The sequence below is a fragment of the Pseudomonas sp. NBRC 111133 genome (assembly GCF_001320605.1).
GTDB lineage: Bacteria > Pseudomonadota > Gammaproteobacteria > Pseudomonadales > Pseudomonadaceae > Aquipseudomonas > Aquipseudomonas monteilii.
The window spans coordinates 173,509-199,016 of sequence record NZ_BCBJ01000062.1 but is presented as its reverse complement, the minus strand read 5'-3'; the positions used below and the strand labels follow the sequence as shown (position 1 = coordinate 199,016).

General features: G+C 62.2%; 22 protein-coding genes and 4 pseudogenes. 13 read left to right on the top strand and 13 right to left on the bottom strand.

The window, feature by feature from the left end; all coding sequences use genetic code 11:
* The first annotated feature begins 103 nt into the window (after window positions 1-103).
* Both APH36_RS13510 and APH36_RS13505 read left to right on the top strand, forming a co-directional pair.
* Window positions 104-1,201: a carboxynorspermidine decarboxylase gene (locus APH36_RS13510; RefSeq protein ID WP_060499036.1), complete on the top strand. Its 1,098-nt coding sequence runs from the start codon at window positions 104-106 to the stop codon at window positions 1,199-1,201.
* A gap of 33 nt (window positions 1,202-1,234) precedes the next feature.
* Window positions 1,235-2,479 (top strand): saccharopine dehydrogenase family protein, encoded by a 1,245-nt coding sequence (locus tag APH36_RS13505; protein ID WP_016394970.1) that lies wholly within the window; start codon window positions 1,235-1,237, stop codon window positions 2,477-2,479.
* A gap of 56 nt (window positions 2,480-2,535) precedes the next feature.
* Here APH36_RS13505 and APH36_RS31675 read toward each other — a convergent pair.
* A pseudogene (locus tag APH36_RS31675) lies at window positions 2,536-2,679 on the bottom strand (SAM-dependent methyltransferase); the annotation flags it as partial.
* A gap of 419 nt (window positions 2,680-3,098) precedes the next feature.
* On the opposite strand from APH36_RS31675, the gene APH36_RS13500 reads away from it, so the two are divergent.
* Genes APH36_RS13500 through APH36_RS13480 form a run of 5 tightly spaced genes read left to right on the top strand, consistent with a single transcriptional unit; the run spans window position 3,099 to window position 7,975 of the window.
* A complete protein-coding gene (locus APH36_RS13500) occupies window positions 3,099-4,436 on the top strand; it encodes a UDP-glucose/GDP-mannose dehydrogenase family protein (RefSeq protein ID WP_060499035.1) in 1,338 nt (445 codons plus the stop codon).
* Window positions 4,424-5,398 carry an NAD-dependent epimerase/dehydratase family protein gene (locus tag APH36_RS13495; protein ID WP_060499034.1) on the top strand — a complete coding sequence of 325 codons (975 nt, stop codon included), beginning with the start codon at window positions 4,424-4,426 and terminating at the stop codon, window positions 5,396-5,398. The genes APH36_RS13500 and APH36_RS13495 overlap by 13 nt, the downstream gene beginning before the upstream one ends.
* Window positions 5,399-5,432: 34 nt before the next feature.
* On the top strand, window positions 5,433-6,176 hold the full coding sequence (locus APH36_RS13490; RefSeq protein WP_060499033.1) for a glycosyltransferase family 2 protein: 744 nt from the start codon (window positions 5,433-5,435) through the stop codon (window positions 6,174-6,176).
* Complete coding sequence (locus APH36_RS13485) at window positions 6,173-6,445, top strand: lipid-A-disaccharide synthase N-terminal domain-containing protein (protein ID WP_060499032.1); 273 nt, start codon at window positions 6,173-6,175, stop codon at window positions 6,443-6,445. Before APH36_RS13490 ends, APH36_RS13485 begins: the two co-directional genes overlap by 4 nt.
* 3 nt (window positions 6,446-6,448) lie before the next feature.
* Window positions 6,449-7,975, top strand: a complete 1,527-nt coding sequence (locus tag APH36_RS13480; protein ID WP_060499031.1) for a glycosyltransferase family 39 protein — start codon at window positions 6,449-6,451, stop codon at window positions 7,973-7,975.
* Here the strand turns inward: APH36_RS13480 and mqo are convergent.
* Window positions 7,956-9,521 carry a malate dehydrogenase (quinone) gene (gene mqo, locus APH36_RS13475; RefSeq protein ID WP_060499030.1) on the bottom strand — a complete coding sequence of 522 codons (1,566 nt, stop codon included), beginning with the start codon at window positions 9,519-9,521 and terminating at the stop codon, window positions 7,956-7,958. The two genes, APH36_RS13480 and mqo, sit on opposite strands and share 20 nt — an antisense overlap.
* A 151-nt stretch (window positions 9,522-9,672) precedes the next feature.
* Between mqo and APH36_RS13470 the strand changes: the two genes are divergently transcribed.
* Both APH36_RS13470 and APH36_RS13465 read left to right on the top strand, forming a co-directional pair.
* Window positions 9,673-10,893 carry a putative DNA modification/repair radical SAM protein gene (locus APH36_RS13470; RefSeq protein WP_060499029.1) on the top strand — a complete coding sequence of 407 codons (1,221 nt, stop codon included), beginning with the start codon at window positions 9,673-9,675 and terminating at the stop codon, window positions 10,891-10,893.
* Window positions 10,884-11,771 (top strand): TIGR03915 family putative DNA repair protein, encoded by an 888-nt coding sequence (locus APH36_RS13465; protein ID WP_060499028.1) that lies wholly within the window; start codon window positions 10,884-10,886, stop codon window positions 11,769-11,771. Before APH36_RS13470 ends, APH36_RS13465 begins: the two co-directional genes overlap by 10 nt.
* Here the strand turns inward: APH36_RS13465 and APH36_RS30770 are convergent.
* The 7 genes and pseudogenes from APH36_RS30770 to APH36_RS13440 all read right to left on the bottom strand — a co-directional run.
* Window positions 11,726-11,980, bottom strand: a pseudogene (locus tag APH36_RS30770) (PAAR domain-containing protein); the annotation flags it as partial. The gene APH36_RS13465 and the pseudogene APH36_RS30770 overlap by 46 nt on opposite strands.
* Window positions 11,977-12,246 (bottom strand): DUF6708 domain-containing protein, encoded by a 270-nt coding sequence (locus tag APH36_RS32675; protein ID WP_312827693.1) that lies wholly within the window; start codon window positions 12,244-12,246, stop codon window positions 11,977-11,979. The pseudogene APH36_RS30770 and the gene APH36_RS32675, both read right to left, overlap by 4 nt.
* A gap of 26 nt (window positions 12,247-12,272) precedes the next feature.
* A pseudogene (locus tag APH36_RS33190) lies at window positions 12,273-12,386 on the bottom strand (hypothetical protein); the annotation flags it as partial.
* Window positions 12,383-12,661 (bottom strand): annotated as a pseudogene (locus APH36_RS30765) (DotU family type IV/VI secretion system protein); the annotation flags it as partial. The pseudogenes APH36_RS33190 and APH36_RS30765, both read right to left, overlap by 4 nt.
* Window positions 12,662-12,858: 197 nt before the next feature.
* On the bottom strand, window positions 12,859-13,836 hold the full coding sequence (locus tag APH36_RS13450) for a biotin-dependent carboxyltransferase family protein (protein ID WP_060499025.1): 978 nt from the start codon (window positions 13,834-13,836) through the stop codon (window positions 12,859-12,861).
* On the bottom strand, window positions 13,833-14,720 hold the full coding sequence (locus tag APH36_RS13445) for an allophanate hydrolase subunit 1 (protein ID WP_060499024.1): 888 nt from the start codon (window positions 14,718-14,720) through the stop codon (window positions 13,833-13,835). Before APH36_RS13445 ends, APH36_RS13450 begins: the two co-directional genes overlap by 4 nt.
* Window positions 14,721-14,809: 89 nt before the next feature.
* On the bottom strand, window positions 14,810-15,568 hold the full coding sequence (locus tag APH36_RS13440; RefSeq protein ID WP_060499023.1) for a 5-oxoprolinase subunit PxpA: 759 nt from the start codon (window positions 15,566-15,568) through the stop codon (window positions 14,810-14,812).
* 120 nt (window positions 15,569-15,688) lie between these two features.
* Here APH36_RS13440 and APH36_RS13435 point away from each other — a divergent pair, with 120 nt between their 5' ends.
* The 4 genes from APH36_RS13435 (at window position 15,689) to APH36_RS13420 (ending at window position 20,297) form a co-directional block, all read left to right on the top strand.
* Window positions 15,689-16,606 (top strand): LysR family transcriptional regulator, encoded by a 918-nt coding sequence (locus APH36_RS13435; protein ID WP_016714094.1) that lies wholly within the window; start codon window positions 15,689-15,691, stop codon window positions 16,604-16,606.
* Between the two features lie 200 nt (window positions 16,607-16,806).
* Window positions 16,807-18,873 carry a maltose alpha-D-glucosyltransferase gene (gene treS, locus APH36_RS13430; RefSeq protein ID WP_060499022.1) on the top strand — a complete coding sequence of 689 codons (2,067 nt, stop codon included), beginning with the start codon at window positions 16,807-16,809 and terminating at the stop codon, window positions 18,871-18,873.
* An 83-nt stretch (window positions 18,874-18,956) separates the two neighbouring features.
* The gene (locus tag APH36_RS13425) at window positions 18,957-19,586 is read left to right on the top strand and encodes a riboflavin synthase (protein WP_060499021.1); all 630 of its coding nucleotides are present in this window, start codon (window positions 18,957-18,959) and stop codon (window positions 19,584-19,586) included.
* Between the two features lie 9 nt (window positions 19,587-19,595).
* Entirely contained in the window at window positions 19,596-20,297 is a 702-nt protein-coding gene (locus tag APH36_RS13420) for a YoaK family protein (protein ID WP_060499020.1), read from the top strand.
* On the opposite strand, the gene proP is transcribed toward APH36_RS13420, so the two are convergent.
* From proP to gabP, 4 genes are all read right to left on the bottom strand, one after another.
* A complete protein-coding gene (gene proP, locus APH36_RS13415; protein WP_060499019.1) occupies window positions 20,298-21,800 on the bottom strand; it encodes a glycine betaine/L-proline transporter ProP in 1,503 nt (500 codons plus the stop codon).
* 186 nt (window positions 21,801-21,986) lie between these two features.
* On the bottom strand, window positions 21,987-22,961 hold the full coding sequence (gene hemB / locus APH36_RS13410; RefSeq protein ID WP_013972900.1) for a porphobilinogen synthase: 975 nt from the start codon (window positions 22,959-22,961) through the stop codon (window positions 21,987-21,989).
* Between the two features lie 174 nt (window positions 22,962-23,135).
* Window positions 23,136-24,029 (bottom strand): PA4780 family RIO1-like protein kinase, encoded by an 894-nt coding sequence (locus APH36_RS13405; RefSeq protein WP_060499018.1) that lies wholly within the window; start codon window positions 24,027-24,029, stop codon window positions 23,136-23,138.
* An 87-nt stretch (window positions 24,030-24,116) separates the two neighbouring features.
* On the bottom strand, window positions 24,117-25,508 hold the full coding sequence (gene gabP, locus APH36_RS13400; RefSeq protein WP_060499017.1) for a GABA permease: 1,392 nt from the start codon (window positions 25,506-25,508) through the stop codon (window positions 24,117-24,119).

The window sequence follows — 25,508 nt, the reverse complement described above, 5'->3', positions numbered from 1 at the left end:
CGGCGTCAACCCTGACGAAATGCGTATCGCACCCTTTCGGTCTGCGGCAAGTGAAGGCACAATGCGTGTCCTTTTTTTGGCCGGCCTGGCCGGGGGCCTTTAAATGATCAAGACGCCGTATTACCTCATCGACAAAACCAAGCTGCTCAGCAACATGGAGAAGATCGCCTACGTGCGTAAACACTCCGGTGCCAAGGCGCTGCTTGCCCTCAAGTGCTTCGCCACCTGGTCGGTGTTCGACCTGATGCAGCAGTACATGGACGGCACCACCTCGTCCTCCCTCTTCGAGCTCAAGCTCGGCCGCCAGAAGTTCGCCGGCGAAACCCACGCCTACAGCGTGGCCTGGGCCGACGATGAGGTCGAGGAAATGCTGGAGAACTGCGACAAGATCATCTTCAACTCGATCGGCCAGCTGCAGCGCTTTGCCGAACAGTCCGAAGGCAAGGTGCGTGGCCTGCGCGTCAACCCGCAAGTCAGCAGCTCCGACTACCTGCTGGCCGACCCGGCCCGCCCGTTCAGCCGCCTGGGCGAATGGGACCCGGCCAAGATCGAACAGGTGATCGAGCAGATCTCCGGCTTCATGTTCCACAACAACTGCGAGAACGGCGACTTCGGCCTGTTCGACAAGATGCTCACGCACATCGAAGAGCGCTTCGGCCACCTGCTGCACAAGGTCGAGTGGGTCAGCCTGGGTGGCGGCATCCACTTCACCGGTGAAGACTATGCGGTAGACGCCTTCTGCGCGCGCCTCAAGGCCTTCTCGGAGAAATACGGCGTGCAGGTATACCTGGAGCCGGGCGAAGCGGCCATCACCAACAGTGCCTCGCTGGAAGTGACCGTGCTCGACACCCTGTACAACGGCAAGCACCTGGCCGTCGTCGACAGCTCGATCGAAGCGCACCTGCTCGACCTGCTGATCTACCGCCTCAATGCCAAGATGGCCCCGAATGACGGCGAGCACACCTACATGGTCTGCGGCAAATCGTGCCTGGCCGGTGACATCTTCGGCGAGTACCAATTCGATCGTCCGTTGGCCATTGGTGATCGCCTGTCGTTCGTCGACACAGCGGGTTACACCATGGTCAAGAAAAACTGGTTCAACGGTCTGAAAATGCCTTCCATCGTGGTCAAGCAGCTCGACGGCAGCGTCGAAGTCGTCCGCGAGTTCGGTTTCGAAGACTACGTTTCCAGCCTGTCGTAAGACTGGCTACTCAAGTAAGGAGCAAAGGGTAAATTGAAGAAGAACGTTCTTATCATTGGTGCAGGAGGTGTCGCCAAGGTGGTGGCCCACAAGTGCGCGCAGCATAACGACGAACTGGGTCGTATCGCTATCGCGTCACGGAACATCTCCAAATGCCAGGCCATCATCGACAGCGTCAAGGCCAAGGGTAGCCTCAAGGTACCCGCCGACATCCAGGCCTTCTCGCTCAACGCCCTCGATGTCGAGGCAACCAAGGCACTGATCCGCGAAACCGAATCGCAGATCGTGATCAACGTGGGGTCCGCCTTCCTCAACATGTCGGTGCTGCGCGCCTGCATCGATACCGGTGTCGCCTACCTGGACACCGCCATCCACGAAGAGCCGGGCAAGATCTGCGAAACCCCGCCGTGGTACGGCAACTACGAGTGGAAACACCTCGAAGAGTGCCAACAAAAGAACATCACTGCCATTCTTGGTGTCGGTTTCGACCCGGGTGTGGTGAACAGCTACGCCAAGCTGGCGCAGCAGCAATACTTCGACAGCATTGATTCGATCGACATTCTCGACGTCAATGCCGGTTCGCATGGCAAGTACTTCGCCACCAACTTCGACCCGGAAATCAACTTCCGCGAATTTACCGGGCAAGTGTGGAGCTGGCAGAACAGCCAGTGGACCAGCAATACCATGTTCGAGGTCAAGCGTACTGACGACCTGCCGGTGGTAGGTTCGCAAAACCTGTACCTGACCGGTCACGATGAAGTTCACTCGATTTCGAAGAACCTCAACGTGCCGAACGTGCGTTTCTGGATGAGCTTCGGCGAGCACTACATCAACGTGTTCACCGTGCTGAAAAACCTGGGCCTGCTCAGCGAGCAACCGGTGAAAACCGCCGAAGGCCTGGAAGTGGTACCGCTGAAAGTGGTCAAGGCCGTGCTGCCGGACCCAGCCTCGCTGGCCCCAGGCTACACCGGCAAGACCTGCATCGGTGACCTGGTCAAAGGCACCAAGGATGGCCAGCCGCGCGAAGTGTTCATCTACAACGTGGCTGACCACGAAGAGGCCTACGCCGAAACCGACAGCCAGGGTATTTCCTACACTGCCGGCGTACCGCCAGTGGCTGCCGCCCTGCTGGTAGCCCGTGGCGAGTGGGATGCCAAGCGCATGGTCAACGTCGAGGAGCTGCCAGCCGAGCCGTTCCTCAAGGCGCTGGACGTGATGGGCCTGCCGACCCGGGTGAAAGATGAAAAAGGCGATCGTCCTTGGGACGCTGAAGCCTAAGCAGCAAACAGAAGGGGCGCCACATGGCGCCCCTTCTGCTTTTCAAGGCAAGCTTTCTACTTCCGGGCCTCCAGAATCAGGTTGAACGGCGTCTGCGTCGCCCGCCGGAACCGGCTGAACCCCGCCTCTTCGAACACCGCCCGCAACCGCGCCTCCCCGGCCTGCGCGCCCAGCCCCAAGCCCACTTCCTGCGACAACGAGTAATGCACAGTAGGCGTGCCCGCCATCGCCGCGCATGGCCGCGACCAGCTTGTCCTTGCCATGGAACAATACCGCGATCACTGCAGCGCCAAGGCCATGGCCTGCCCTCCTCTGCAAGAAGGCCATCGCCAGCGAGGGACATCCGCTCCGGGGAGGCGGTGGTCGGTTGAATGAATCTGGCTCACCGAATACAGCAACGAAGAAGCACTCGGAGCGTTCGCCAAGATCGACAGCTCTACCTACGCGGGCCGCCCGATCAAACGGAAAAAAGCTTCCTGAACCTATCTCACGAAGTAGTATTGTCGCGGCCATGACCTACACACCGGCCACTATTCTTTGAGGCGTAGCCCCAGCAGGTAACAAATCCTAAACAACGATGTGACATTTTTTTTCAGCTTTCTTATCAAGGAGCTGAACAATGAAGGTCACGGTTTTCGGTACCGGCTATGTCGGCCTCACCCAGGCAGTGTGCCTGGCGCAGGTGGGGCACTCCGTGTTGTGCATGGACGTCGACGCCGAACGGGTTGCCATCCTCAATGAAGGCCATTGCCCTATCTTCGAGCCGGGCCTTGCGCCAATGCTGGAGAAAAACCTGGCCTGCGGTCGCTTGCGCTTTACCACCGATGCCGGGAAAGCAACCCAATACGCCAAGTTGCAATTCATCGCCGTCGGCACCCCGCCACAAGCGGATGGCAGCGCCGACCTGAAGCACGTGTTTGCCGTGGTCGACAGCATCCTTGAACATGCCGATGGCCCCAAGGTTATCGTCAACAAATCCACCGCGCCGGTCGGCACGGTGCACCGCATCAAGTCGCGTATTGCCCAGGCCGGCGCCGAACCCGGGCGCTTCCAGGTCATCAGCAACCCGGAGTTTCTCAAAGAAGGCTCTGCCGTGGACGACTGCATGCGCCCGGAGCGCATCATCATCGGCGGTGCGGAGCCAACTGAGGTAGAGCTGCTGCGCGAGCTGTACCTGCCGTTCAGCCGCAACCGCGAAAAACTGATGATCATGGATGCGCGCAGTGCCGAACTGACCAAGTACGCGGCCAACTGCATGCTGGCGACCAAGATCTCGTTCATCAACGAAATCGCCAACCTGGCCGAGCACCTGGGGGCCGACATCGAGATGGTGCGCCGTGGCATCGGCTCCGACCCGCGCATCGGCTACGACTTCATCTACGCCGGTTGCGGCTTCGGCGGCTCATGCTTCCCCAAGGACCTGCAAGCCCTGCGCCGCAGCGCCGAGGCTGAAGGGTTCGAACCCCAGTTGCTGCGCGCGGTAGAGTCGGTCAACGAACATCAAAAGGGCCGGCTGTTCAGCAAGATCCAGCGGCATTATCCCGGTGGCCTGCAGGGCAAGGTATTCGCCTTGTGGGGGTTGTCGTTCAAACCCAACACCAACGACATCCGCGAGGCTTCCAGCCGGGTCCTGCTGGAAGCATTGTGGGCCGCTGGCGCAAGGGTGCAGGCCCACGACCCGCAAGCGATGGAGGAGATCCAGCGGCACTATGGCCCGCGTGCCGACCTGCAACTGGTGCCCTGCAAGGACGATGCTTTGGAGGGGGCCGACGCGTTGGTCATCGTCACCGAATGGCAAGACTACCGCGTGCTCAACCTGGACAAAGTGCCGCAGTTGCTGGCCGACCGGGTGGTGTTCGACGGGCGTAACCTGTTCGAGCCCGAACACATGGCCACCGCAGGCCTGACGTACTACGGCATCGGCCGTGGCCAGGTGCAGCCAGCATGCCCGTACTGATCACCGGCGTCGCCGGCTTTATCGGCTTCCACGTCGCGCAGCGCTTGTGCGAGACGGGTATCGACGTGGTCGGCATCGACAACCTCAATGCCTACTACAGCGTCGAGCTGAAACTGGCGCGCCTGCGGCAGCTGTTCGGCTTTGCCAATTTCCACTTCCAGACCCTCGACCTTGCCAATGCTGCCGACCTGCAGCAGCTGTTCAACGGGCAGGCATTCAGTGAAGTGATCCACCTGGCGGCCCAGGCCGGGGTGCGCTACTCACTGGAAAACCCCGGCGCATACGGCCAGGCCAATCTGGTCGGTTTCCTCAATATCCTCGAAGCCTGCCGCCAACAACCGCCACGCCACCTGATCTACGCCTCCAGCAGTTCGGTGTACGGCGCCAATGCCAAGCTGCCGTTCAGTGTCGATGACCCGGTCGAGCAACCTGTGTCGCTCTATGCCGCCAGCAAGCGCGCCAACGAACTGATGGCGCACAGCTATGCGCACCTGTACCGGCTACCGACCACAGGCCTGCGCTTTTTCACGGTGTATGGCCCTTGGGGCCGGCCTGACATGGCGCTGTTCAAATTCACCCGCGCCATGCTCGAAGGCCGCCCGATCGAGGTTAACAACAACGGCCTGATGGGACGCGACTTCACCTACATCGACGACATCGTCGAAAGCGTCCTGCGCCTGCGCCTGAGGCCACCACAGCCTGGCGAAGGGCAACCGCCCTGCCAGCTGTTCAACATCGGCCGTGGCCAACCCGTGCGGCTGCTGCATTTTATCGAATGCCTGGAAGACGCCTTGGGCATCAAGGCGCAGCGCGACTACCTGCCGCTGCAAGCGGGTGACGTGCTGGAGACGTGGGCCGATGTGGACTCACTGGCGCGCTGGATCGACTTCACTCCGGGCACGTCGCTGGAACACGGCGTAAACGCTTTCGTGGGCTGGTACCGGGAGTTCTACCGGGTTTGAGCCACACAATCACAACACGATCACAGGTAGCCTCATGACAGATCCACTTGACCTCTCGGTGCTCATACCTGCCAGGAACGAGGTCGACAACCTGCCGTCACTGCTGATGGAAATTCGCAGCGCGCTGGCGACAGAACACTATGAAGTGCTGGTGGTTGACGATGGCAGCAGCGACCACACCCTGAGCGTACTGCAACACCTGAAAAGCCAGGGTTACACGCAACTGCGCATCCTGCGCCACGACCGCTCGCTGGGCCAGAGCACCTCGCTGTGGCATGCCGCGCAGGCTGCCCGCGGCCAATGGCTGGCCACCCTCGATGGCGACGGCCAGAACGACCCGGCAGACATCCCGGGCATGCTGGCCCTGGTACGCGCCAATCAAGATCTGGCCGGTGGTGTGAAGCTGGTGGCCGGGCACCGGATCAACCGCCGTGACAGCGCCAGCAAGCGCTGGGCATCGCGCTTCGCCAACGGCCTGCGCAGCCGCATGCTCAAGGACGCCACGCCCGACACCGGCTGCGGGCTGAAACTGATAGAGCGTGCAGCCTTCCTGCGCCTGCCCTACTTCGACCACATGCACCGCTTTATCCCGGCGCTGATCCTGCGCCATAACGGCCGCATGCTGGTGCACCCGGTCAACCACCGACCACGTCACGCCGGGGTGTCCAAGTACGGCAACCTGGACCGCGCCCTGGTCGGCATACTCGACCTGTTCGGGGTGTGGTGGCTGATCCGCCGAACCCGTCTAGACACGCGCCCCCAGGAGCTCGAAGGATGACCCGCGAAACCCTGTGGCTGATCATCGGCTTCACCGGCCAGGCCGTTTTCACCGGGCGCTTCGTGCTGCAGTGGCTGTACAGCGAGTTCAAGCGCCGCAGTGTCATCCCGGTAGGTTTCTGGTACCTGAGCATGCTCGGCAGCGCGCTGCTGCTGACCTACGCCATTTACCGCCAGGACCCGGTATTCATCATCGGCCAGAGCTTCGGCTTCCTGGTTTACCTGCGCAACCTGCAACTCATCGCCCGCCATCAGGAACAGAAGGAATAGCCCTTGCCCAGGTTCAAGACACTTGGGGCCGAACGCCTGGCCCTGATTGCCCTCGCGGTGTTGTTGGTGGGCGCCGGTATTGGCTGGCGCCAGCCAATGAATGTGGACGAAGAGCGCTTTCTCGGCGTCGCCCTGGAAATGCTGCAGAGCGGCAACTGGTTCATCCCCCACCGGGCAGCGGAAATTTATGGCGACAAGCCGCCGCTGTTCATGTGGACCGTGGCCCTGTTCAGCCAACTGACCGGCTCGCCCAGGATAGCCCTCTACCTGCCAGGCCTACTGTCGGCGGCGACCATCACCTGGGTGCTGCATGACCTGGGGCGGCGCCTGTGGAACCGGCGTATCGGTGTAATCGCCGCCTTGCTGTTCCTGGCCACCTACCAGAGCTACAGCATCCTGCGTACGGGGCAGATCGACAGTTTCCTGTGCCTGTGGGTGGCACTGGGCTTTTACGGCATGGTGCGCCACCTGCTGCTGGGCCCAGCCTGGGGCTGGTTCTACCTGGCCTGTGCGGCCATGGGGCTGGGCATTATCAGCAAGGGCGTGGGCTTTATCCCCGCGCTGATGTTGCTTCCCTATGCCTGGGCGATACGCCGACACTGGCACGGTGTAGTCGCCATGCCTGGCCAGAGCTGGCGCTGGAGCCTGGGGCTGCTGTGGTTGCTGGCCGGTTGCGCGGTGTGGCTGCTGCCCCTGTTGGTGTCGATCGCCCATGGCGGTGGCGCGGCGGAGCTGGCGTACCTCAAGGAGATTTTGCTACGCCAGACCGCAAGCCGCTATGCCAACGCCTGGGACCATCGCGAGCCATTCTGGTACTTCTTCGTCAAAGTCATTCCCAAATACTGGCTGCCACTGATCCTCGCCCTGCCTTGGCTGGTGCCCGCCTGGCGCCGGCAATTGCAGAAGCGCGATGGGCGCTTTCTGCTGTTGCTTGGCTGGGTGGCGCTGGTGCTGCTTTTTTTCAGCCTCAGCAGCGGCAAGCGCAAGCTGTATATCTTCCCCGCGCTGCCAGGCCTGGTGCTGGCCATCGCACCACTGGTGCCATGGTTACTCAAACACTGGTTTCAACGCCGACCGGGATGGCGCAGCGTATTCACTGCCGTGGCCTTGGTGTGGTTTGCCCTGTGGTTTGCACGTGGCTTTGTCGAGCCGCTAAAGGAGGGTCGCAACCCGCATGAAACGCTGATGAGCGAGGCGAAACGCGCCACCGGTGGCGCTGAGCTGGTGTTGGTAAGCTGGCGCGAGGGGCATTGGCTGTTTGCCCGGCAACCGATTGTGCATTTCGGCTTCACCGGCCAATCCAATGCGGATACGGCGGCCTACTGGCTACGCCAGAACCCTGCCGCTTTCGCCCTGATTCCAGCCACCGAACTGGGCCGCTGCTTCAGTGCCAGCAAGGCCCGCAAGCTGGGCCAGACCTCGCGCGCCGAATGGTATGTGGTGGGCGCCGATGCCGACAACGGCCAATGCCAAAGCGCAGCGCCCAACCACATCTACCGTTTCACATGGGCTAAGGCGCAGGCGGATTGAGCTGCAGCACCTCATTGGTGTATGCCCATTCCTTCTGTACCTGGTCCGGGTGGTCATTCAGGCGAATGCCATAGGACGGGATGATCTCCTTGATCTTGGCCTGCCATTGCGGCGTTGCCACCTTGTCCTTGAACACCTTGTTTAGCACATCGAGCATGATGGGTGGTGCGGTCGAGGCACCCGGCGAAGCCCCCAGCAAGCCGGCGATAGTGCCGTCCTTGGATGTCACCACCTCGGTACCGAGCTTGAGCACGCCACCCAATGCGTCGTCTTTCTTGATGATCTGCACCCGCTGGCCGGCCTGCCACAGCCGCCAGTCTTCCTTCTTCGCCTCGGGGAAGTAGGTGCGCAGCGCTTCGAAGCGGTCATTGTCGGATTGCAGCACCTGGCCGATCAGGTACTGCACCAGGTCAAACTCGCGTACGCCCACCCGCACCATCGGCCAGGCGTTGTGCACACTGGTACTGGCAAGCAGGTCGAGCAGCGAGCCCTGTTTGAGGAACTTGGTCGAGAACGTGGCGAACGGCCCGAACAGGATCATGCGCTTGCCATCGAGCACCCGGGTGTCCAGGTGCGGCACCGACATTGGCGGGGCACCGGTCGCGGCAATGCCGTAGGCCTTGGCCATGTGGCGCTGGGCGATGGCCGGGTTGTCGGTGACCAGGAACGAGCCACCGACCGGGAAGCCGGCATAGTCCTTGGCTTCCACGATGCCCGACTTCTGCAGCAGTGGCAACGCCGCACCACCGGCACCAATGAACAGGAACTTGGCGTCGGTAGCCGACTTGCTGCCATCTTTCAGGTTCTTGTACTCGACGTGCCAGGAGCCGTCATCGTTACGGGTGATTTCCTGCACCTCGCTCGACAGCTTGAGGTCAAAGTTAGGCCGGGTCTGCAGATAGCCCACATACTGCCGGGTGATCTCGCCAAAGTTGACGTCGGTACCAATCGGCGTCCAGGTCACGGCCAGCTTCTGGTTGGGGTCGCGCCCCTCCATCATCAACGGCACCCATTTGCGGATCTGCTCGTGGTCTTCGGAATACTGCATGGGCTTGAACAACGGGCTGGCCTGCAGCGCCTCATAGCGCCTTTTCAGGAAGCGGATGTTGTCGTCCCCCCACACGAAGCTCATGTGCGGCGTGGTATTGATGAAGGAATGCGGGTTCTTCAATACGCCCTGCTTCACCTGCCAGGCCAGGAACTGGCGGGTGACCTGGAACGACTCGTTGATCTCCACGGCTTTGCTGATGTCGATCTTGCCGTCTTTTTCCGGCGTGTAGTTGAGTTCAGCCAGGGCCGAGTGGCCGGTGCCGGCGTTGTTCCAGCCGTTGGAGCTTTCTTCAGCCACCTTGTCCAGGCGTTCGACCATCTCCATCGACCAGCCTGGCTCCAGCTCATTGAGCCAGACGGCCAGCGTAGAACTCATGATGCCGCCGCCCACCAGCATCACATCCACCTTTCTGGTTTCCGCTGCCTGCGCATTGAGCATGCTCAATGCCAGCGCCAGCCCGGCCAGCGCCAGTTCCGGCTTGATGGTGATCTTCATAACCTCTCCCGTGCCTCGTTGCTGTCCGTTAGTCCAGCACAAGCTTAGCTGACGGATTTACTCGGTTATGTTCAATGCGAAGCTTCGTGCCTCTTGCAATTCACCAATTCTCAAAATACTGTATGAATATTCAGTATTGCGAGTCAGTCACATGCAGCTCATCGCCAAACTGGGCATCCTCGCCGACGCCGCCAAGTACGACGCGTCCTGCGCCAGCAGCGGCGCGCCCAAGCGTAATTCACGCGGCGGTGACGGCCTGGGCGCCACCAACGGCCTGGGCATCTGCCACAGCTACACCCCCGACGGCCGCTGCGTGTCGCTGCTCAAGGTGCTATTGACCAACTTTTGCCTGTACGACTGCCAGTACTGCGTCAACCGCCGCTCCAGCAACGTACCTCGCGCGCGCTTTACGCCCGAAGAGGTGGTCCGCCTGACGCTGGACTTCTACCGGCGAAACTGCATCAGTGGCCTGTTCCTTAGCTCCGGCATTATCCGCTCGGCGGACTACACCATGGAGCAACTGATCCGCGTAGCCCGGTTGCTGCGCGAAGAACACAACTTCCGCGGTTACATTCACCTCAAGACCATCCCGGATGCCGACCCTCTGCTGATCGAAGAAGCCGGCCGCCTGGCCGACCGACTCAGTGTCAACATCGAGCTGCCCACCGACGCCAGCCTCAAGCGCCTGGCACCGGAAAAACAGGCGCATACCATCCGCCAGGCAATGGGCGTGATTCACCTGGGCCAACAAGCCGTGGCCAACGAACCCAAGGCCCCGCGCTTCACCCCTGCCGGGCAAAGCACCCAAGTGATCGTCGGTGCCGACAGCACCGACGACAGCACCCTGCTGCGCAATGCCGAGTCGCTGTATCAAGGCTACGGCCTCAAGCGCGTGTATTACTCTGCGTTCAGCCCGATCCCCGACAGCCCCGGCAGCGTGCCCTTGGCTGCCCCGCCGCTACTGCGCGAGCACCGCCTGTACCAGGCTGACTTCCTGCTGCGTGGCTATGGCTACAAGGCGGGTGAACTGCTGGGCCAGAGCGGCAACCTGGCGCTGGACATCGACCCCAAGCTGGCCTGGGCGCTGGCCAACCGGGAGGTATTCCCGCTGGACGTGAACCGCGCCGAGCCCGCGCTGCTGGCGCGTATTCCCGGCATTGGCCTGCGTAGCGTACAGCGCCTGGTCGCACTGCGCCGAGAGCGGCGCATTCGCTATGACGACCTCATTCAGCTGCGCTGCGTACTGGACAAGGCACGGCCGTTCATCGTCACCAGCGATTATCGCCCGGCCCAGGCCGAGTTGCGCAGCGGCCTGCTAAGGGCACGTTTGCGTGAGCCGCAGGCGCCCGTGCAGATGGGGTTGTGGGGATGATCGCGCTCGATTGTGACGACCAGTTCGCCACCTGGCGGGATCAGGCCCGGGTGTTGCTGGGGCATGGCATCGACCCCGCCGAGGTTACCTGGTCGCAAGGCCCGATGGCCGACCTGCTGGCAGTACCGGCAGCGCCCCCGGAAGGCCCAGGCCCCTTTCGTGCCAAAGTCCCAGCCGTGCTGCTGAGCCAGTTGGAGCAGGCTGCCCGTTATCGTGGCGAACAGCGCTGGAACCTGCTGTATGAAGTGCTCTGGCGTGTTGCCCATGGCGACCGCACGGCCATGCTGGCAGGTGACCGGTTGGGCAGTGAGTTGCAACGGCGTATCAAGCAAGTCACCCGGGAGGCGCATCACCTGCATGCCTTTGTGCGCTTCGTACCGCTGCCAGAGGCGTTGGCTGATCGCCTGCAACTTGATCTGGTGGCCTCTCACGAACCGGCGCATGACGTTCTGGAAAGTGCCAGCCCTCACTTTGCCGACCGTCTGGGGCGTTTACGCTGGTTGATCGCCACGCCACGGGATGGCATTCGCTTCGACGGCCGGGATTTCGATTACCAACGCCATTGCCCTGAGTATTGGCAGCAATGGGCACGCAATGCCGACGACCCTGGCGCCGAACTGTGGCGCACCTATTACCGCCATACCTTCAACCCTGCTCGCCTCAACCCGGACGCCTTGCGCCTGCACATGCCCGGGCGGTTCTGGCGGCATTTGCCGGAAGGCATGCTGATACCGCAGCTTGAAGGCCTTGCCCGCCAAGGCAAGCAACGGGACGGCCAGGCCCTTGAAGTGGCTTCCCAGGCCGGCAAACAGATCAGCAAACCCACACGGTCCTCCAGCAACCACCCGACATCGCCCTCATCCAGCACACCCCCATGATCCGTTCGGTCGCCTTTGCGCGCCACCGCCGCGCCTTCGATCAGGAAATGCTCTGCCCCACTCTCGATAACCGCACCACACGTGGTGCGGTCACCTACCCTCGCAACTGCCCTGCCGTTGAAGGTATAGGTAGCACTTCCGCTCTCTACCTGATTGACACCATGCAGCGGGCATTCATGTCGGTGGCCTACAAGTACAACCGGGTTCATTGGGTCTCTCCTTCAGACGGTGCTGTACGGGATTCACGGTCAATGTCTGCTGGCCACTCAACCTTTGGGGCAAGGCAATGCATGTGGCTGAGGCCATCGTCATCGTTCCAGTCGCGGGGTGGGTGCACGAATTTTGGCAAGGCTTTGGGGCCTTGTTGCATGAACAGACGGGCGACGGCCCAGTAGGCTTCGCCCTGATGCAGGGTATGCGTGAAGAAGACACGGTCAATGACTTCGTCAGTCTCAGGGTTACGGACTGAGAGCATGACGTTTTCAATCAGGCCGCCGTGGCGATGCGCGGCCGGGGCAACGGGGCCGGCCGCCATTCGGTTCTGCCGGGGACCAGCACGGCGTCCTGCTTGTAGCGTGTGCCTTGCTGGGCAGCTGCGGCTTCCTCTTGCAAGCTACGGAGTAGCCGTGCTGCCGGATTTCTTCGCGGATGTTGCGGACCTGATTCTGCACGGTCTTGTGCACGTAGGCGATGTTGGGCAGGTCATCCAGTGTGTTCAGGCGAATGGCCAGGCCGAACAGCGGGGTGGCGGCGTCGAGCATCAGGTTCTCGAAGCCGCCGCGCAGTTGGAAGTCCGGGTCCGCGGGGTAGCCTTCGTAATCCGGGTGATCGGCTCGCCTTCCCTCGTCGGCCGGGTAAGGCGAGCCGGTCTCCTGCGGGCCATCGAGCATCCCGTGCAGCGTATTTTCGGTTACATCGCGGGCATCGGAGGCGCCCTCGGGTTTTACCGGAGGAATATGGAGTGGGCCGGCATGAAGTGGTCCTTGTCTTCCAGCAGGCTGAAGACAGACACACTATCGGGGAATCAATTCTTCAAGGAGTCTGGGGCTTCCTAAACGGTTGTAGGATCCTTCTCTTCATCTAGTTGCTAAACATTTCCGAAGAGCCTGGTTAGGCAAGCCAGCTTCTTCTTGTACGAACGCCGTGCCTCCAGCGCCTGGTCCAGGCTTACCGCCAGGAACCGTGCCTGCTGGTTGGGCTGCATCTGGCCGATCAGGTCCAGGTCGGCGCTGATCACTGTTCCGATCATGGCGTAGCCGCCACCCGACACAGCATCGCGGTGCAGGATGATCGGCTCCAACCCTGCCGGCACCTGGATCGAGCCGATCGGGTAGCAGCTGTCGACGATGTTCGACGGATCCGACCCCGCACCGAACGGCTGTTCCCGTGGCTGAAAGCTCAAGGCACTGCCGCCTTTGTAGCGATAGCCGATACGGTCGGCTTCGGAGCCGACGGTCCAGGCTTCGGTGAAGAAGCTTTGCGCTGCAGCTTCGGTAAGACGGTGAAAGTACAGCCCCGGCACCACACGCAACACCACCTCGCCGCCCAAGGCCTGGCGCAGGGCCATGGGCAGGCTTGCACCCGCGCGGGTCTTGCCGCTGGGCATGCCGACCGGCAGCAGGTCGCCCGCTATCAGTTTGCGCCCCTGGAAGCCGCCCAACGCTCCCAACGCGTAGGTGGAACGGCTACCCAGTACCTCGGGCACATCGATGCCGCCGGCCACCGCCAGGTAAGCCCGTGCGCCTGCGGTGGGAAAGCCGAAACGCAACACCTGCCCGGCACGTACGGCAAACGCCGTGTCCGGGCGCTGCTCACGACCGTCGAGCAACGCAGGCATCTGCGCACCGCACACGGCCACCAGTGTGTCCTGCTGGAACTCCAGCTCCGGCCCCACCAGCGCGCACTCCAGGCCTGCAGCGCCGGCCGGGTTGCCCACCAGGTGGTTGGCCGCATGCAGGGCGTACTGGTCGAGGGCGCCTGACGGTGGGATACCCAGGTGGTAGTAGCCTTCGCGGCCCAAGTCCTGCACAGACGTCGCCAAGCCCGGTTTGAGGACCTTGATCATGCCAATACCTCCTGCAGCGATTTGGGGTAGCCGACCGGGTCGGCGAGGAAGGCGTCCAGGGAAAAATCGACCGGGCGAATGCGCAGGTCGAAGCGGCCTTCTTCAACATCCGCCACGGCCTGGTCATAGGCACGGCGGTCGATGGGTTTGAATTGCACGATGTCACCCGGACGGAAGAACACCATATGCGCTTTCAGGTAGTTCAAGGTTTGCTGCGGGTCGTAGATCGGTGCCGGGGTAACGCCGAACATCTGGTAGCCCCCTGCTCCGCGCACCGAGTAGATGCAGCCGAAACAGCCGCCATGGCCCAGGGTGAGCTTGGGTGTGTCGGTACGCGGGCGCAGGTACTTGGGCACCTGCAACTGCCGTTCGCGCTCGACCATCTGGAACATGAAGGGCAGGCCGGCAACGAAGCCGACCATCGACACGAACCATGGCGCGCCGCTGTGCGCGGCGATGAATGCCTCGACATCGGCCAGGCCATTGATACGTGCCGCGTACTCCAGGTCAGTGCTGGCCGGGTCTTGATGACGGTCACGAAAGCGCATCAGGGTTTCATGGGTCCAGGGATCGTTGTACAGCACCGGGATCTCGATGATTCGCGTCTGCAACGAACGCTCGGCCACGGCCCGCGCTTCGGCACCGCGCACGGCTTCAAGCAGTGCATCGGGGGCGATACGGTCCGGGTCGAAGCGGATCTGGAACGAGGCGTTGGCCAGGCACACGTCCAGCACGCCCTCCAGGGCCAGCCGCTCCACGGCGCGAGTGACGGCCATGCCCTTGAAGAAGGCTTCCAGCGACATGCTGTCGCTGACTTCGGCAAACAGGTGCTCGTCTGCGCCGAAGCTGTAGCGGATCGGGGTTGTAGCAAGCGATTCGGCCATGACTGTTCCTTTTTTGGAATCTTTATAGAAAGGCAGGCGAAAACAACCTATACGGGCTCCGGCTTGTGCCTGCCGGATGCCTCATGGGCTCAACGTGGCGCACGCACCACGATACCGGCTGCGTCCAGCGCCTTGCGCGTGGCTTCTACCAGGTCGAGCGCGCCGGGAGTATCGCTGTGCAGGCAAATGGAATCGAACGCGATGGCCAGGTCCTGGCCTTCGACCGTACGTACCACGCCTTGCTGGCAAGCACGCAGTACCCGCTCTGCAACCGCTGTGGGGTCATAACCACGCACATTGCGGGTGAAGACGATAGAGCCGCTCAGGTCGTACTCGCGGTCGGCGTAGAACTCGCGGACCACCGGTTGGCCAAGTTCCTGGGCAATACGACAGATCACCGAGCCCGGCATGCAGTACAGCAACAGCCCCGGCTCGATCACCCGCAGGTTTTCCACCAACAGGCGCGCGGCTTCTTCGTCACGCGCCAGGTGCATGTACAGCGCACCGTGCGGCTTGATGTGCTGCAGGCGCACACCTTGTGCACGGGCAATTTCTCGCAGTGCACCCAGCTGGTAAAGCATGTCGTCGACCAGCTCCTGGGCCGGGGCGTTGATATGCCGGCGGCCAAAGCCCACCAGGTCTCGGAAACCCGGGTGGGCGCCCACCGCAACGCCCAACGCCTTGGCCCGCTCTACAGTACGGCGCATGGTACCGGGGTCGCCGGCATGGAAGCCCGTGGCGATGTTCGCGGTGCTGATATGGCCCATCAGCTCGATGTCGACGCCATCGCCAATGGTCCACGGGCCAAACCCCTCACCCATGTCCGAGTTGAAATCCACCACCTGCATGACTGTTTCTCCTGGCGCTTGTGACTGCATGCAAGCCACGTTAGAGTCTCCACACCCCCTTGGGAAGATCTATAAACAGATGGGGTGTCTTCGGAAAATCAGATACCACAGGAGCCAACCGTGTCACTGACACTGCGCCAGGTCCGCTATTTTGTCGCAACCGCCGAGATCGGCCAGATTTCCCAGGCAGCGATCCACCTGAATATCTCCCAGTCGGCGGTAACCACGGCCATCAAGGAACTGGAAGCCATGCTTGGCGTGCTGCTGTTCCAGCGCTCGGCTCAGGGCATGAACCTGACCGAAGCGGGCCGGCACTTTCTGAACCGCGCCTATGTGATACTGCGAAGTGTCGATGACGCGTTGAACAGCCCGCTGCCGAACGTGCGTGCAAGCGGCCTGCTGCGCCTGGCGGCAAGCTACACCGTGATCGGCTACTTCCTGCCCCACCACCTGCAGCGCCTGGAACACTGGCACCCGGACGTGACCCTGGAGCTGTACGAGCAAGAGCGCAGCGCCATCGAGCAAGGCTTGCTGGAGGGGCGTTTCGACATGGCGGTAGTGCTCACCGCCAACCTCACCCACCCCGATATCGTTTCGGAGACGCTGTTCAACTCCGAGCGCCGGCTATGGCTGCCCGGTCACCATCCGCTGTGCGAGCGCTCGTCGGTGAGCCTGGCCGACGTGGCCTGTGAGCCGTTCATTCTGCTGACAGTGGACGAAGCCGAGCAAAGCGCCATGCGCTACTGGGAACACGCCGGGCAAAGGCCGAGCGTGCGGGTGCGGACCAGTTCGGTGGAAGCGGTGCGCAGCATGGTTGCCAATGGCAGTGGCGTGGCGATCCTGTCAGACCTGGTACACCGGCCCTGGTCGCTGGAGGGCAAACGCATCGAGACAGTGACCATCAGCGACCCGGTTACGCCGATGAGCGTGGGGTTGGCCTGGCACCGGGAGCGGGCGTTCAGCCCGGCGATGCAGGCCGTGCGTAACTACTTTCATGATGCATTTCTGGCGCCGCAGCAGTTGTCGGCGCGGCGGTGATCGTGTGGCTGTAGCGGCCTCCGGATACCTCGTGTGGTCATCGCCTGTGCAGCCGCGAGGCCACCCATCAGGATTCGCTGAAATGTTTGCGCGAAGCGGCCCGAATGCCGATTCGCAAGCCATCACAACTCCCAGCCGAACGATCAGCCACCTATGCCGTCATAACCTGAGCCGGTGCCGACACGCAAAGAGGACGCGAAATGACCCAGCCCGACCCGTCATACGTCAAATGGCTCGAAGACCGCGCCATGCTCAAGGCCTCCCAAGCGCGCGCCAGCCTGTATTCAGGCCAGTCCCGGTTGTGGCAGCAGCCGTACGCCGAAGCCCAGCCACGCCGCGCCACAGAAATCGCCTCGGTCTGGCTGACGGTGTACCCCGACGCCATCATCGCCCCGCCAGGCTGCTCGGTGCTCGGCGCCCTGGCCCACGAAGCGCTGTGGAAGCGCTTGTCGGATATCGGCATCCAGGGCCTGCACACCGGCCCGATCAAGTTGTCAGGCGGGATTCGCGGTCGCGAACTCACCCCCAGCGTGGACGGCAACTTCGACCGCATCAGCTTCGACATCGACCCGCTGTACGGCAGTGAACAGGAACTGATCCAGATGAGCCGCATGGCCGCGGCGCACAACGCCGTGACCATCGACGACCTGATCCCCTCACACACCGGCAAGGGTGCTGACTTCCGCTTGGCAGAACTGGCACACGGGCCCTACCCGGGGCTGTACCACATGGTCGAAATCCGCGAGGAAGACTGGCCGCTGTTGCCGGAGGTGCCCGCCGGCCGTGACGCGGTCAACCTGCTGCCGGCCCAATGCGACGAGCTCAAGGCCCGCCATTACATCGTCGGCCAGCTGCAACGTGTCATCTTCTTCGAGCCGGGTGTGAAGGAAACCGACTGGAGCGCTACACCGCCGGTTACCGGTGTCGACGGCAAGACGCGGCGCTGGGTATACCTGCACTATTTCAAGGAAGGCCAACCGTCTCTGAACTGGCTGGACCCGACCTTCGCCGCCCAGCAAATGATCATTGGCGATGCCCTGCACGCCTTGGACTGCCTGGGCGCCCGAGGCCTGCGTCTGGACGCCAACGGCTTTCTCGGCGTGGAAACACGGGCCAGCGATACCGCCTGGTCGGAAAGCCACCCGCTGTCGATTGTGGGCAATCAGCTGATCGGCGGCATGATCCGCAAAGCCGGCGGCTTCAGCTTTCAGGAGCTTAACCTCACGCTGGACGACATCGCACAGATGTCCAAAGGCGGCGCCGACCTGTCCTACGATTTCGTTACCCGGCCGGCCTACCAGCATGCACTGCTGACCGGTGACACCGCATTTCTGCGCCTGATGCTCAAGGAAATGCACGCCTTCGGCATCGACCCGGCTTCGCTGATCCATGCCCTGCAAAACCATGACGAGCTGACCGTGGAACTGGTGCACTTCTGGACCCTGCACGCCCATGACATGTACCTGTTCAAAGGCCAGACGCTACCCGGCAGCATCCTGCGCGAACACATCCGTGAAGAGATTTACGAGCGGCTATCGGGCGAGCATGCGCCGTACAACCTGCGCTTCGTCACCAACGGCATCGCCTGCACCACGGCCAGCCTGATTGCCGCAGCATTGGGCCTGCGCGATCTGGAGCAGATCGGCGCGGCAGAAATCGAACAGATCCAGAAGGTGCACCTGCTGCTGGTCATGTACAACGCCATGCAGCCGGGGGTGGTCGCGCTGTCCGGCTGGGACCTGGTCGGTGCCCTGCCCTTGCCCGCCGACGCGGTGGCCGAGCGCATGCTCGATGGCGACACCCGCTGGATTCACCGGGGCGGTTACGACCTGGCCGGGCTGGACACGCAGGCCGAGCAATCGGTGCGCGGCATGCCCCGTGCACGCGCCTTGTATGGAAGCCTGGACAGCCAGCTGGAAAACAGCGACTCGTTTGCCTGCAAGGTGAAGAAGCTACTGGCCGTACGCCAGGCCTATGGCATCGCCACCAGCCGCCAGGTGCTGGTGCCTGAAGTCAGCAGCCCGGGGTTGCTGGTGATGGTGCACGAACTGCCGGCCGGGCGCGGTATCCAGATCAGCGCGTTGAACTTTGGCCAGGACGTGATTGCGGAGGAGCTGCAACTGACCGGGTTCACGCCGGGGCCGGTGGTGGACATGATCAACGAGACGGTTGAAGGCGACCTGACCGAGGACGGGCGCCTGATGGTGAACCTGGACCCGTACGAGGCGCTGTGCCTGCGGATCGTCAACAGCAGCGGGCATTTGTAAACCTGCGCAGAGGCCGACCTTGATTTTGCAGCGCCAGAGGCATAGCGTTCGGGTGATTTCTTTTTGTGCCCAGGAGCAACTCCATGTACACCGGCATCGTCCAGGCCGTCCGCCCTCTGCTTGATGTGACCGCCTACCCGGGCCACAACCAGTTCACCATCGACCTCACCACCGAACTGCTCGACGAACTGAAGATCGGCGCCAGCGTCAGTGTCGAGGGCACTTGCCTGTCGGTCACCGAAATTCACGGTACGCAGGTCAGGTTCGACGCCATGAACGCCACCCTGGAGCGCACCAACCTGCGCAATTTCAAGGCCGGCCAAGGCGTCAACATCGAACGCTCGGCAAAAATGAACGCCGAAGTCGGCGGCCACCTGATGGCCGGCCACATCGCCACCACTGCGGAAATCGTCGAGCTGTCCATCAAGGAAACCGGTGCATTCATCAGGTTTCGCATGCCGCCGGAATGGGGCAAGTACGTGTTCCCGCGCGGCTTCATCGGGGTCAACGGCTGCAGCCTGACCGTTGCCGATGTCGACGACAATGTCATCACCATCAACCTGATCCCGGAAACCCTGCGCCAGACCACCTTCGCCCGCTACAAGGCCGGCGAGCTACTCAATATCGAGGTCGATCACCAGACCATGGTGCTGGTCGACGTGGTGGAGCGCACCCTCAAAGGCACCCTGGCCCGCGAAAAACTGCTGCCCTGAGGCCTGCGCATGCTGCCCAATGCCCTCCCAACGCGCACGGCCAGGCGGCTGCGGCTGCAAACCCTACGTGGTCGTGTCGGCCTCGGCCTGGTCGCCGCCCTGTCGGTGCTGGCTGGCATGACCGATGCCATCGGCCTGCTGGCGCTGGGTGATTTCGTGTCGTTCATGAGCGGCAACACCACGCGCCTGGCGGTGGCCATCAGTGAAGCCGACCTGGCCCTGGTGCTGCGCCTGAGTGGCGCGGTATTGGGCTTTGTCGCCGGCAATGCGCTGGGCGTACTGCTGGCACGCGGCTTTCACCGCCGGGCCTGGCCCGTGTTGCTGGTGGTCGCCGCACTGCTGGGGTTCGCGGCCGTGTGGCCGTTGGCAGCCACCTTCCCGGCATTACTGGCCGCCACACTGGCCATGGGCATGATCAATGCCGTGGTCGAACAGGTGAACGGCCTGCCCATCGGCCTGACCTACGTTACTGGCGCCCTGTCCCGCTTCGGCCGTGGCCTGGGGCGCTGGCTGCTGGGCGAGCGGCGTAACGGCTGGCGGGTGCAGCTGGTGCCTTGGGCCGGTATGCTGTCGGGGGCCGCGCTCGGCGCCTGGTTGCAACAACACCTGGGCCTGCAGGCACTGGCCGGCAGCTGCGCGCTGGCGTGTGTGCTGGCCCTGGTATCGCGGTTCATACCGCGCGCCTGGCAGCGCGGCTACATGCCTCGCTGATCAGTCGATGCGCGGGTGCTGCTGAGCCAGCACCTTGCGTTTCGCTTCCAGCTCGGCGATCTGCGCGTCGATGTCTTCGATTTTCTGCTCGATGTTGTCGTGGTGCTCCTGCAGCAGTTCACGCGCTTCCTCGATGTCCGATGCCGCCGGTGCCGCACCGCGCAGCGGCTTGTTGGCGGTTTCCTTCATGGTCAGGCCAGTGACAAGGCCCACGGCGGCAATCGCCATCAGGTAATAAGCCGGCATGTACAGGTTGCCGGTGCTCTCCACCAGCCAGGCAGTGAGCGTCGGGGTAAGGCCGGCGATCAGCACCGAGATGTTGAAGGCACTGGCCAGGGCGCTGTAGCGGATGTGTGTGGGGAACATCGCCGGCAGCGTCGAGGCCATTACGCCGATGAAGAAGTTGAGCATGACGGCAATGATCAGCAACCCGGCGAAAATCACCGCCAGCTCACCGCTGTTGATCAGCATGAACGCCGGAATGGCCAGGGCGAACAGGCCGACACTGCCGACGATGATGAATGGCCGGCGGCCAAACTTGTCGCTGAGCAGGCCTATCATCGGTTGCACGAACAGCATGCCGACCATGATCGCGATGATGATCAGCACGCCGTGGTCTTCGCTGTAATGCAGGTTGTGCGACAGGTAGCTGGGCATGTAAGTGAGCAGCATGTAATAGGTGACGTTGGTGGCAATCACCACACCAATGCAAGTCACCAGGCTGCGCCAGTGCTGGGTGGCCACCTCCTTGAACGACACCTTAGGCCCAGAGGCAAGCCCTTCGCGGTCGCCCTGCTCCAGCTTCTCGACATGCTGCTGGAACGCGGGCGTTTCTTCCAGCGCATGGCGCAGGTACAGGCCGATGATGCCCAACGGCAGGGCCAGGAAGAACGGCAGGCGCCAGCCCCACTCCAGGAACTTTTCCTCGCCGAGAACGGTAGAAATCAGCACGACCACGCCTGCACCAAGCACAAAACCGGCAATGGAGCCGAAGTCCAGCCAGCTACCGAGAAAACCCCGCTTGCGGTCGGGAGCGTATTCGGCGACGAAGATCGACGCCCCCGTGTACTCGCCGCCCACTGAGAACCCTTGGGCCATCTTGGCCAGCAGCAACAAAATTGGCGCCCAGATGCCGATGCTGGCATAGGACGGTATCAGGCCGATAGCGAAGGTACTGAGCGACATGATCACGATAGTCGCGGCGAGGATTTTTTGCCGGCCAAACCTGTCGCCCAGGGCGCCAAAAAACAGTCCGCCCAACGGCCGGATCAAGAACGGCACAGAAAAGGTGGCCAGTGCGGCGATCATCTGCACGCTGGGGTCGGCATTGGGGAAGAACACCTTCCCCAGCGCGTAGGCGACGAAGCCGTAAACACCGAAGTCGAACCACTCCATGGCATTGCCCAGCGCTGCGGCGGTGATCGCCTTTTTCATCTTTCCGTCGTCGACGATCGTGATGTCCTTCAGGCCGATTGGCTGGACGCTTTTCTTGCGAGGTTTCATGCCCGTATCCCTGTCTATGAATGCTCTTAGGGTTCAGATACAACGGGACACTAAATAATTCAGCGCTTGACGATTTTTTGTGAATTGGCTTGCTGGCGTCTTCGCGGCTGAAGCCGCTCCCACAGGGGCATTACACGGCTTCAAGGCACAGGTGAACAGAGGCGCCGCAAAGCGGCGCCCTATTAATCAGATACCCTCGCGGGCCAGGTCCATGGCGAAGTAGGTCAGGATCAGGTCAGCACCGGCACGCTTGATTGCGCCAATGCTTTCACGCACCACCCGGCCTTCATCGATGGCACCGGCCAGGCCGCCGAACTTGATCATCGCGTACTCGCCGCTCACCTGATACGCAGCCAGAGGCAGGCGCGACGCTGCGCGGATGTCGGCGATCACGTCCAGGTAGGCGCCAGCCGGCTTGACCATCAGCACGTCTGCCCCTTCCTGCTCGTCCAGCAGCGACTCGCGCACCGCTTCGCGGCGGTTCATCGGGTTCATCTGGTAGCTCTTGCGGTCGCCCTTCAGCGCGGTACCACCGGCTTCACGGAACGGACCATACAGCGACGAGGCAAACTTGGTCGAATAGGCCATGATCGCCGTGTCATGGAAACCGGCACCATCCAGCGCGCTGCGGATAGCCTGTACCTGGCCGTCCATTGCCGCCGACGGGGCGATGAAGTCGGCACCGGCAGCGGCAGCGATGACCGCTTGCTTGCCCAGGTTGGCCAGGGTGGCGTCGTTGTCCACACCGTGGTCATGCAGCACGCCGCAGTGGCCGTGGCTGGTGTATTCGCAGAAGCAGGTGTCGGACATCACCACCATTTCCGGCACGGTGTCTTTGCAGATGCGCGACATGCGCGCAACCAGGCCGTTTTCGTTCCAGGTGTCGCTGCCCACAGCGTCCAGGTTGTGCGATACGCCAAAGGTCATCACCGACTTGATCCCGGCACGGGCGTAGCGCTCGATTTCCTGGGCCAGCAGCTTTTCGGGGATGCGATTGACGCCGGGCATGCTGGTGATCGGCACGAAGTCATCGATGCCCTCTTCGACGAAGATCGGCAGGATCAGGTCTTCCAGGCGGAACTCGGTTTCCTGGAAGATCGTGCGCAGGGACTCGTTCTGGCGCAGGCGGCGGGGACGAACGGAGGGGAATTGGTTGGACATGACAGCTCCAGGGCATTTTGAACGGCGTATACCTTATGCCTGTCACGCGCCAGTGAAAAGGACAAATGGCGAGATATTGTCTTGCGTCAAAGGCAATGACTGTTTGGCGCCCTGGTTATCCTGTATCGGCCTCTTCGCGGGCACGCCCGCGATGAGGCCGGTACAGGCAACCTATTACTGAAGCCAGGGCGGCGTCGGCTCTTCTGCCTTGGTCGGTCCATGCTCGGCCTCGGCCCGCGCGGCACGGCGGCGGGCATCATCCATGCGGGCAGCATCGATCTCGCGAATGACCCCCGTCACGTCAGCTTCATGTTCGTCATCCTCGAACACGCCAGTCAATGGGCTGTCGGGAAGCAAGTCACCGGCCTCGTACAGCGCCCACATTTCCTGCGCATACCGGGTGCTTTTCAGCTCCGGCGCAAAGCGCCCGAAATAGTGGGCCATGTTGTCAACGTCGCGCTGCAGCATGTTGAAGGCATGGTTGTTGGCCGCCGCATCCACCGCCTGTGGCAAGTCGATGATCACTGGCCCGTCCGGGCCCAGCAGCACGTTGAACTCCGACAGGTCGCCATGCACCAGCCCGGCACACAGCATCAAGACGATCTGACGAATGACAAAGGCATGGAACGTGCGGGCATCCTCGGCTTCAAGGTGCACGTCGTTCAGCCTTGGTGCGGCATCGCCATCGGCATCGGTTACCAGCTCCATCAACAGCACGCCGTCCTGGAAGTCGTAAGGCTTGGGCACCCTCACGCCCGCGCTGGCAAGGCGAAACAGCGCCGCCACTTCGGCGTTCTGCCAAGCGTCTTCGGCTTCCTTGCGGCCGTACTTGCTACCCTTGGCCATGGCCCGGGCCTGACGGCTGTTGCGCACCTTGCGGCCTTCCTGGTACTCGGCGGCCTGGCGGAAGCTGCGCTTGTTGGCTTCTTTATAGACCTTGGCGCAACGTACCTGGCTGCCACAGCGCACCACGTACACGGCGGCCTCCTTGCCACTCATCAACGGCCGCAGTACTTCGTCGACCAGGCCGTCTTCGATCAGGGGTTCGATTCTTTTGGGTGTCTTCATCAGGCTGTGTTCGGGGTCCTGGCTGCAATGGCGGACATCCTCTCACAGCCTGATGCGACTTGCTCGTCTGTCTTCAGACCAGACGTGTCAGGCACCCTGCCCTACGCTGTTCACCGGCACTGCACGTGCCCGGCGCCGCGTGACCAGCAGGCCGGAACACACCACAAGCACCGCCAGCACCATGGTCGACACCACCTCAAGGCGGTGATCCGGCCGGAACAGCATCAGCACCAATACGCCACTGATGAACAGGATCACGCCCCAGGTCAGCCACGGGAACAGCCACATGCGGTAACCCAACGTCTTGCCCTGTGCAGTCAAGCGTTGGCGCAGGCGCAGCTGGGAAACGGCGATCACCAGGTACACCAGCAGGGCAATGGCGCCGGAGCTTGCCATGAGGAAGCCGAACACCTTGGCTGGCACCAGGTAATTGGCAATCACCGCCAGGAACGCAGCACCGGTAGACAGCAGCACCGCTACCACTGGTGTGCCGCTGCGGCTGGTCACCTGGGCGCAAGCCGGCGCATCACCGCGACGGCTCAGCGAATATACCATGCGCGAGGCGGTGTACAACGACGAGTTAAGGCAGCTGGTCACCGATGTCAGCACCACGAAGTCGATGATGGCCTTGGCATTTGGCACGCCCAGGGTATCCAGCACCGTAACGTATGAGCCTTCGGTGGCCAGGCGCGGGTCGGTCCACGGTACCAGTGCGATAACGATGAAGATCGACAGGATGTAGAACAGCGTGATCCGCCAGATCACCGAATTGGTGGCCTTGGAAATGTGCTTGCCCGCCTCGTCAGACTCGGCTGCCGCAATCGTCACCACCTCGGCACCGAGGAACGAGAACATGGTAATCAGCATGGCGCTGAGCACTGCGCCGAAGCCATTTGGCATGAAACCGCCGGTGTCCCACAGGCGCGAGACCCCGCTGACGCCAGAACCCGGCAACAAACCGAAAATGGCGCACACGCCAAGCGCAATAAAGCTGACGATAGCCACCACCTTGACCAGTGCCAGCCAGAATTCGAACTCACCGTAGTTCTTCACGCTGAACGGGTTGGTTGCGGTCAGCAACAACGTGATGACCAGCGACAATACCCAGATCTCCAGTTGCGGGACCCAGGAATTGATAATGGTGGCGGCGATGTTGGCTTCGATCGGGATGATCAGCACCCAGAACCACCAATACAGCCAACCGATGGTGTAGCCGGCCCATTTGCCGATGGCGAGGTCGGCATAGGTGGAAAACGACCCGGTATCTGGCGAGGCTACCGCCATTTCGGCCAGCATGCGCATCACCAGCACTACCAGGCCACCGGCCAGGATATAGGCCAGAATGGTGGCCGGCCCGGCTTCAGCAATGGCACGGCCAGAGCCGACAAACAGGCCTGCACCGATCACGCCGGCAATGGACAGCATGGTGACATGCCGTGATTTCAATCCATGACTCAAATTGTTCTTGTGGGTTTGCAT

What these genes read in the sequence shown, in the direction of transcription:
- APH36_RS13510 (WP_060499036.1), top strand. Translation starts at nt 104, where the DNA reads ATGATCAAGACGCCGTATTACCTCATCGACAAAACCAAGCTGCTCAGC.
- APH36_RS13500 (WP_060499035.1), top strand. Translation starts at nt 3,099, where the DNA reads ATGAAGGTCACGGTTTTCGGTACCGGCTATGTCGGCCTCACCCAGGCA.
- APH36_RS13495 (WP_060499034.1), top strand. Translation starts at nt 4,424, where the DNA reads ATGCCCGTACTGATCACCGGCGTCGCCGGCTTTATCGGCTTCCACGTC.
- APH36_RS13490 (WP_060499033.1), top strand. Translation starts at nt 5,433, where the DNA reads ATGACAGATCCACTTGACCTCTCGGTGCTCATACCTGCCAGGAACGAG.
- APH36_RS13485 (WP_060499032.1), top strand. Translation starts at nt 6,173, where the DNA reads ATGACCCGCGAAACCCTGTGGCTGATCATCGGCTTCACCGGCCAGGCC.
- mqo (WP_060499030.1), bottom strand. Translation starts at nt 9,521, where the DNA reads ATGAAGATCACCATCAAGCCGGAACTGGCGCTGGCCGGGCTGGCGCTG.
- APH36_RS13470 (WP_060499029.1), top strand. Translation starts at nt 9,673, where the DNA reads ATGCAGCTCATCGCCAAACTGGGCATCCTCGCCGACGCCGCCAAGTAC.
- APH36_RS32675 (WP_312827693.1), bottom strand. Translation starts at nt 12,246, where the DNA reads ATGCTCTCAGTCCGTAACCCTGAGACTGACGAAGTCATTGACCGTGTC.
- APH36_RS13450 (WP_060499025.1), bottom strand. Translation starts at nt 13,836, where the DNA reads ATGATCAAGGTCCTCAAACCGGGCTTGGCGACGTCTGTGCAGGACTTG.
- APH36_RS13445 (WP_060499024.1), bottom strand. Translation starts at nt 14,720, where the DNA reads ATGGCCGAATCGCTTGCTACAACCCCGATCCGCTACAGCTTCGGCGCA.
- APH36_RS13440 (WP_060499023.1), bottom strand. Translation starts at nt 15,568, where the DNA reads ATGCAGGTGGTGGATTTCAACTCGGACATGGGTGAGGGGTTTGGCCCG.
- treS (WP_060499022.1), top strand. Translation starts at nt 16,807, where the DNA reads ATGACCCAGCCCGACCCGTCATACGTCAAATGGCTCGAAGACCGCGCC.
- APH36_RS13425 (WP_060499021.1), top strand. Translation starts at nt 18,957, where the DNA reads ATGTACACCGGCATCGTCCAGGCCGTCCGCCCTCTGCTTGATGTGACC.
- APH36_RS13420 (WP_060499020.1), top strand. Translation starts at nt 19,596, where the DNA reads ATGCTGCCCAATGCCCTCCCAACGCGCACGGCCAGGCGGCTGCGGCTG.
- proP (WP_060499019.1), bottom strand. Translation starts at nt 21,800, where the DNA reads ATGAAACCTCGCAAGAAAAGCGTCCAGCCAATCGGCCTGAAGGACATC.
- hemB (WP_013972900.1), bottom strand. Translation starts at nt 22,961, where the DNA reads ATGTCCAACCAATTCCCCTCCGTTCGTCCCCGCCGCCTGCGCCAGAAC.
- APH36_RS13405 (WP_060499018.1), bottom strand. Translation starts at nt 24,029, where the DNA reads ATGAAGACACCCAAAAGAATCGAACCCCTGATCGAAGACGGCCTGGTC.
- gabP (WP_060499017.1), bottom strand. Translation starts at nt 25,508, where the DNA reads ATGCAAACCCACAAGAACAATTTGAGTCATGGATTGAAATCACGGCAT.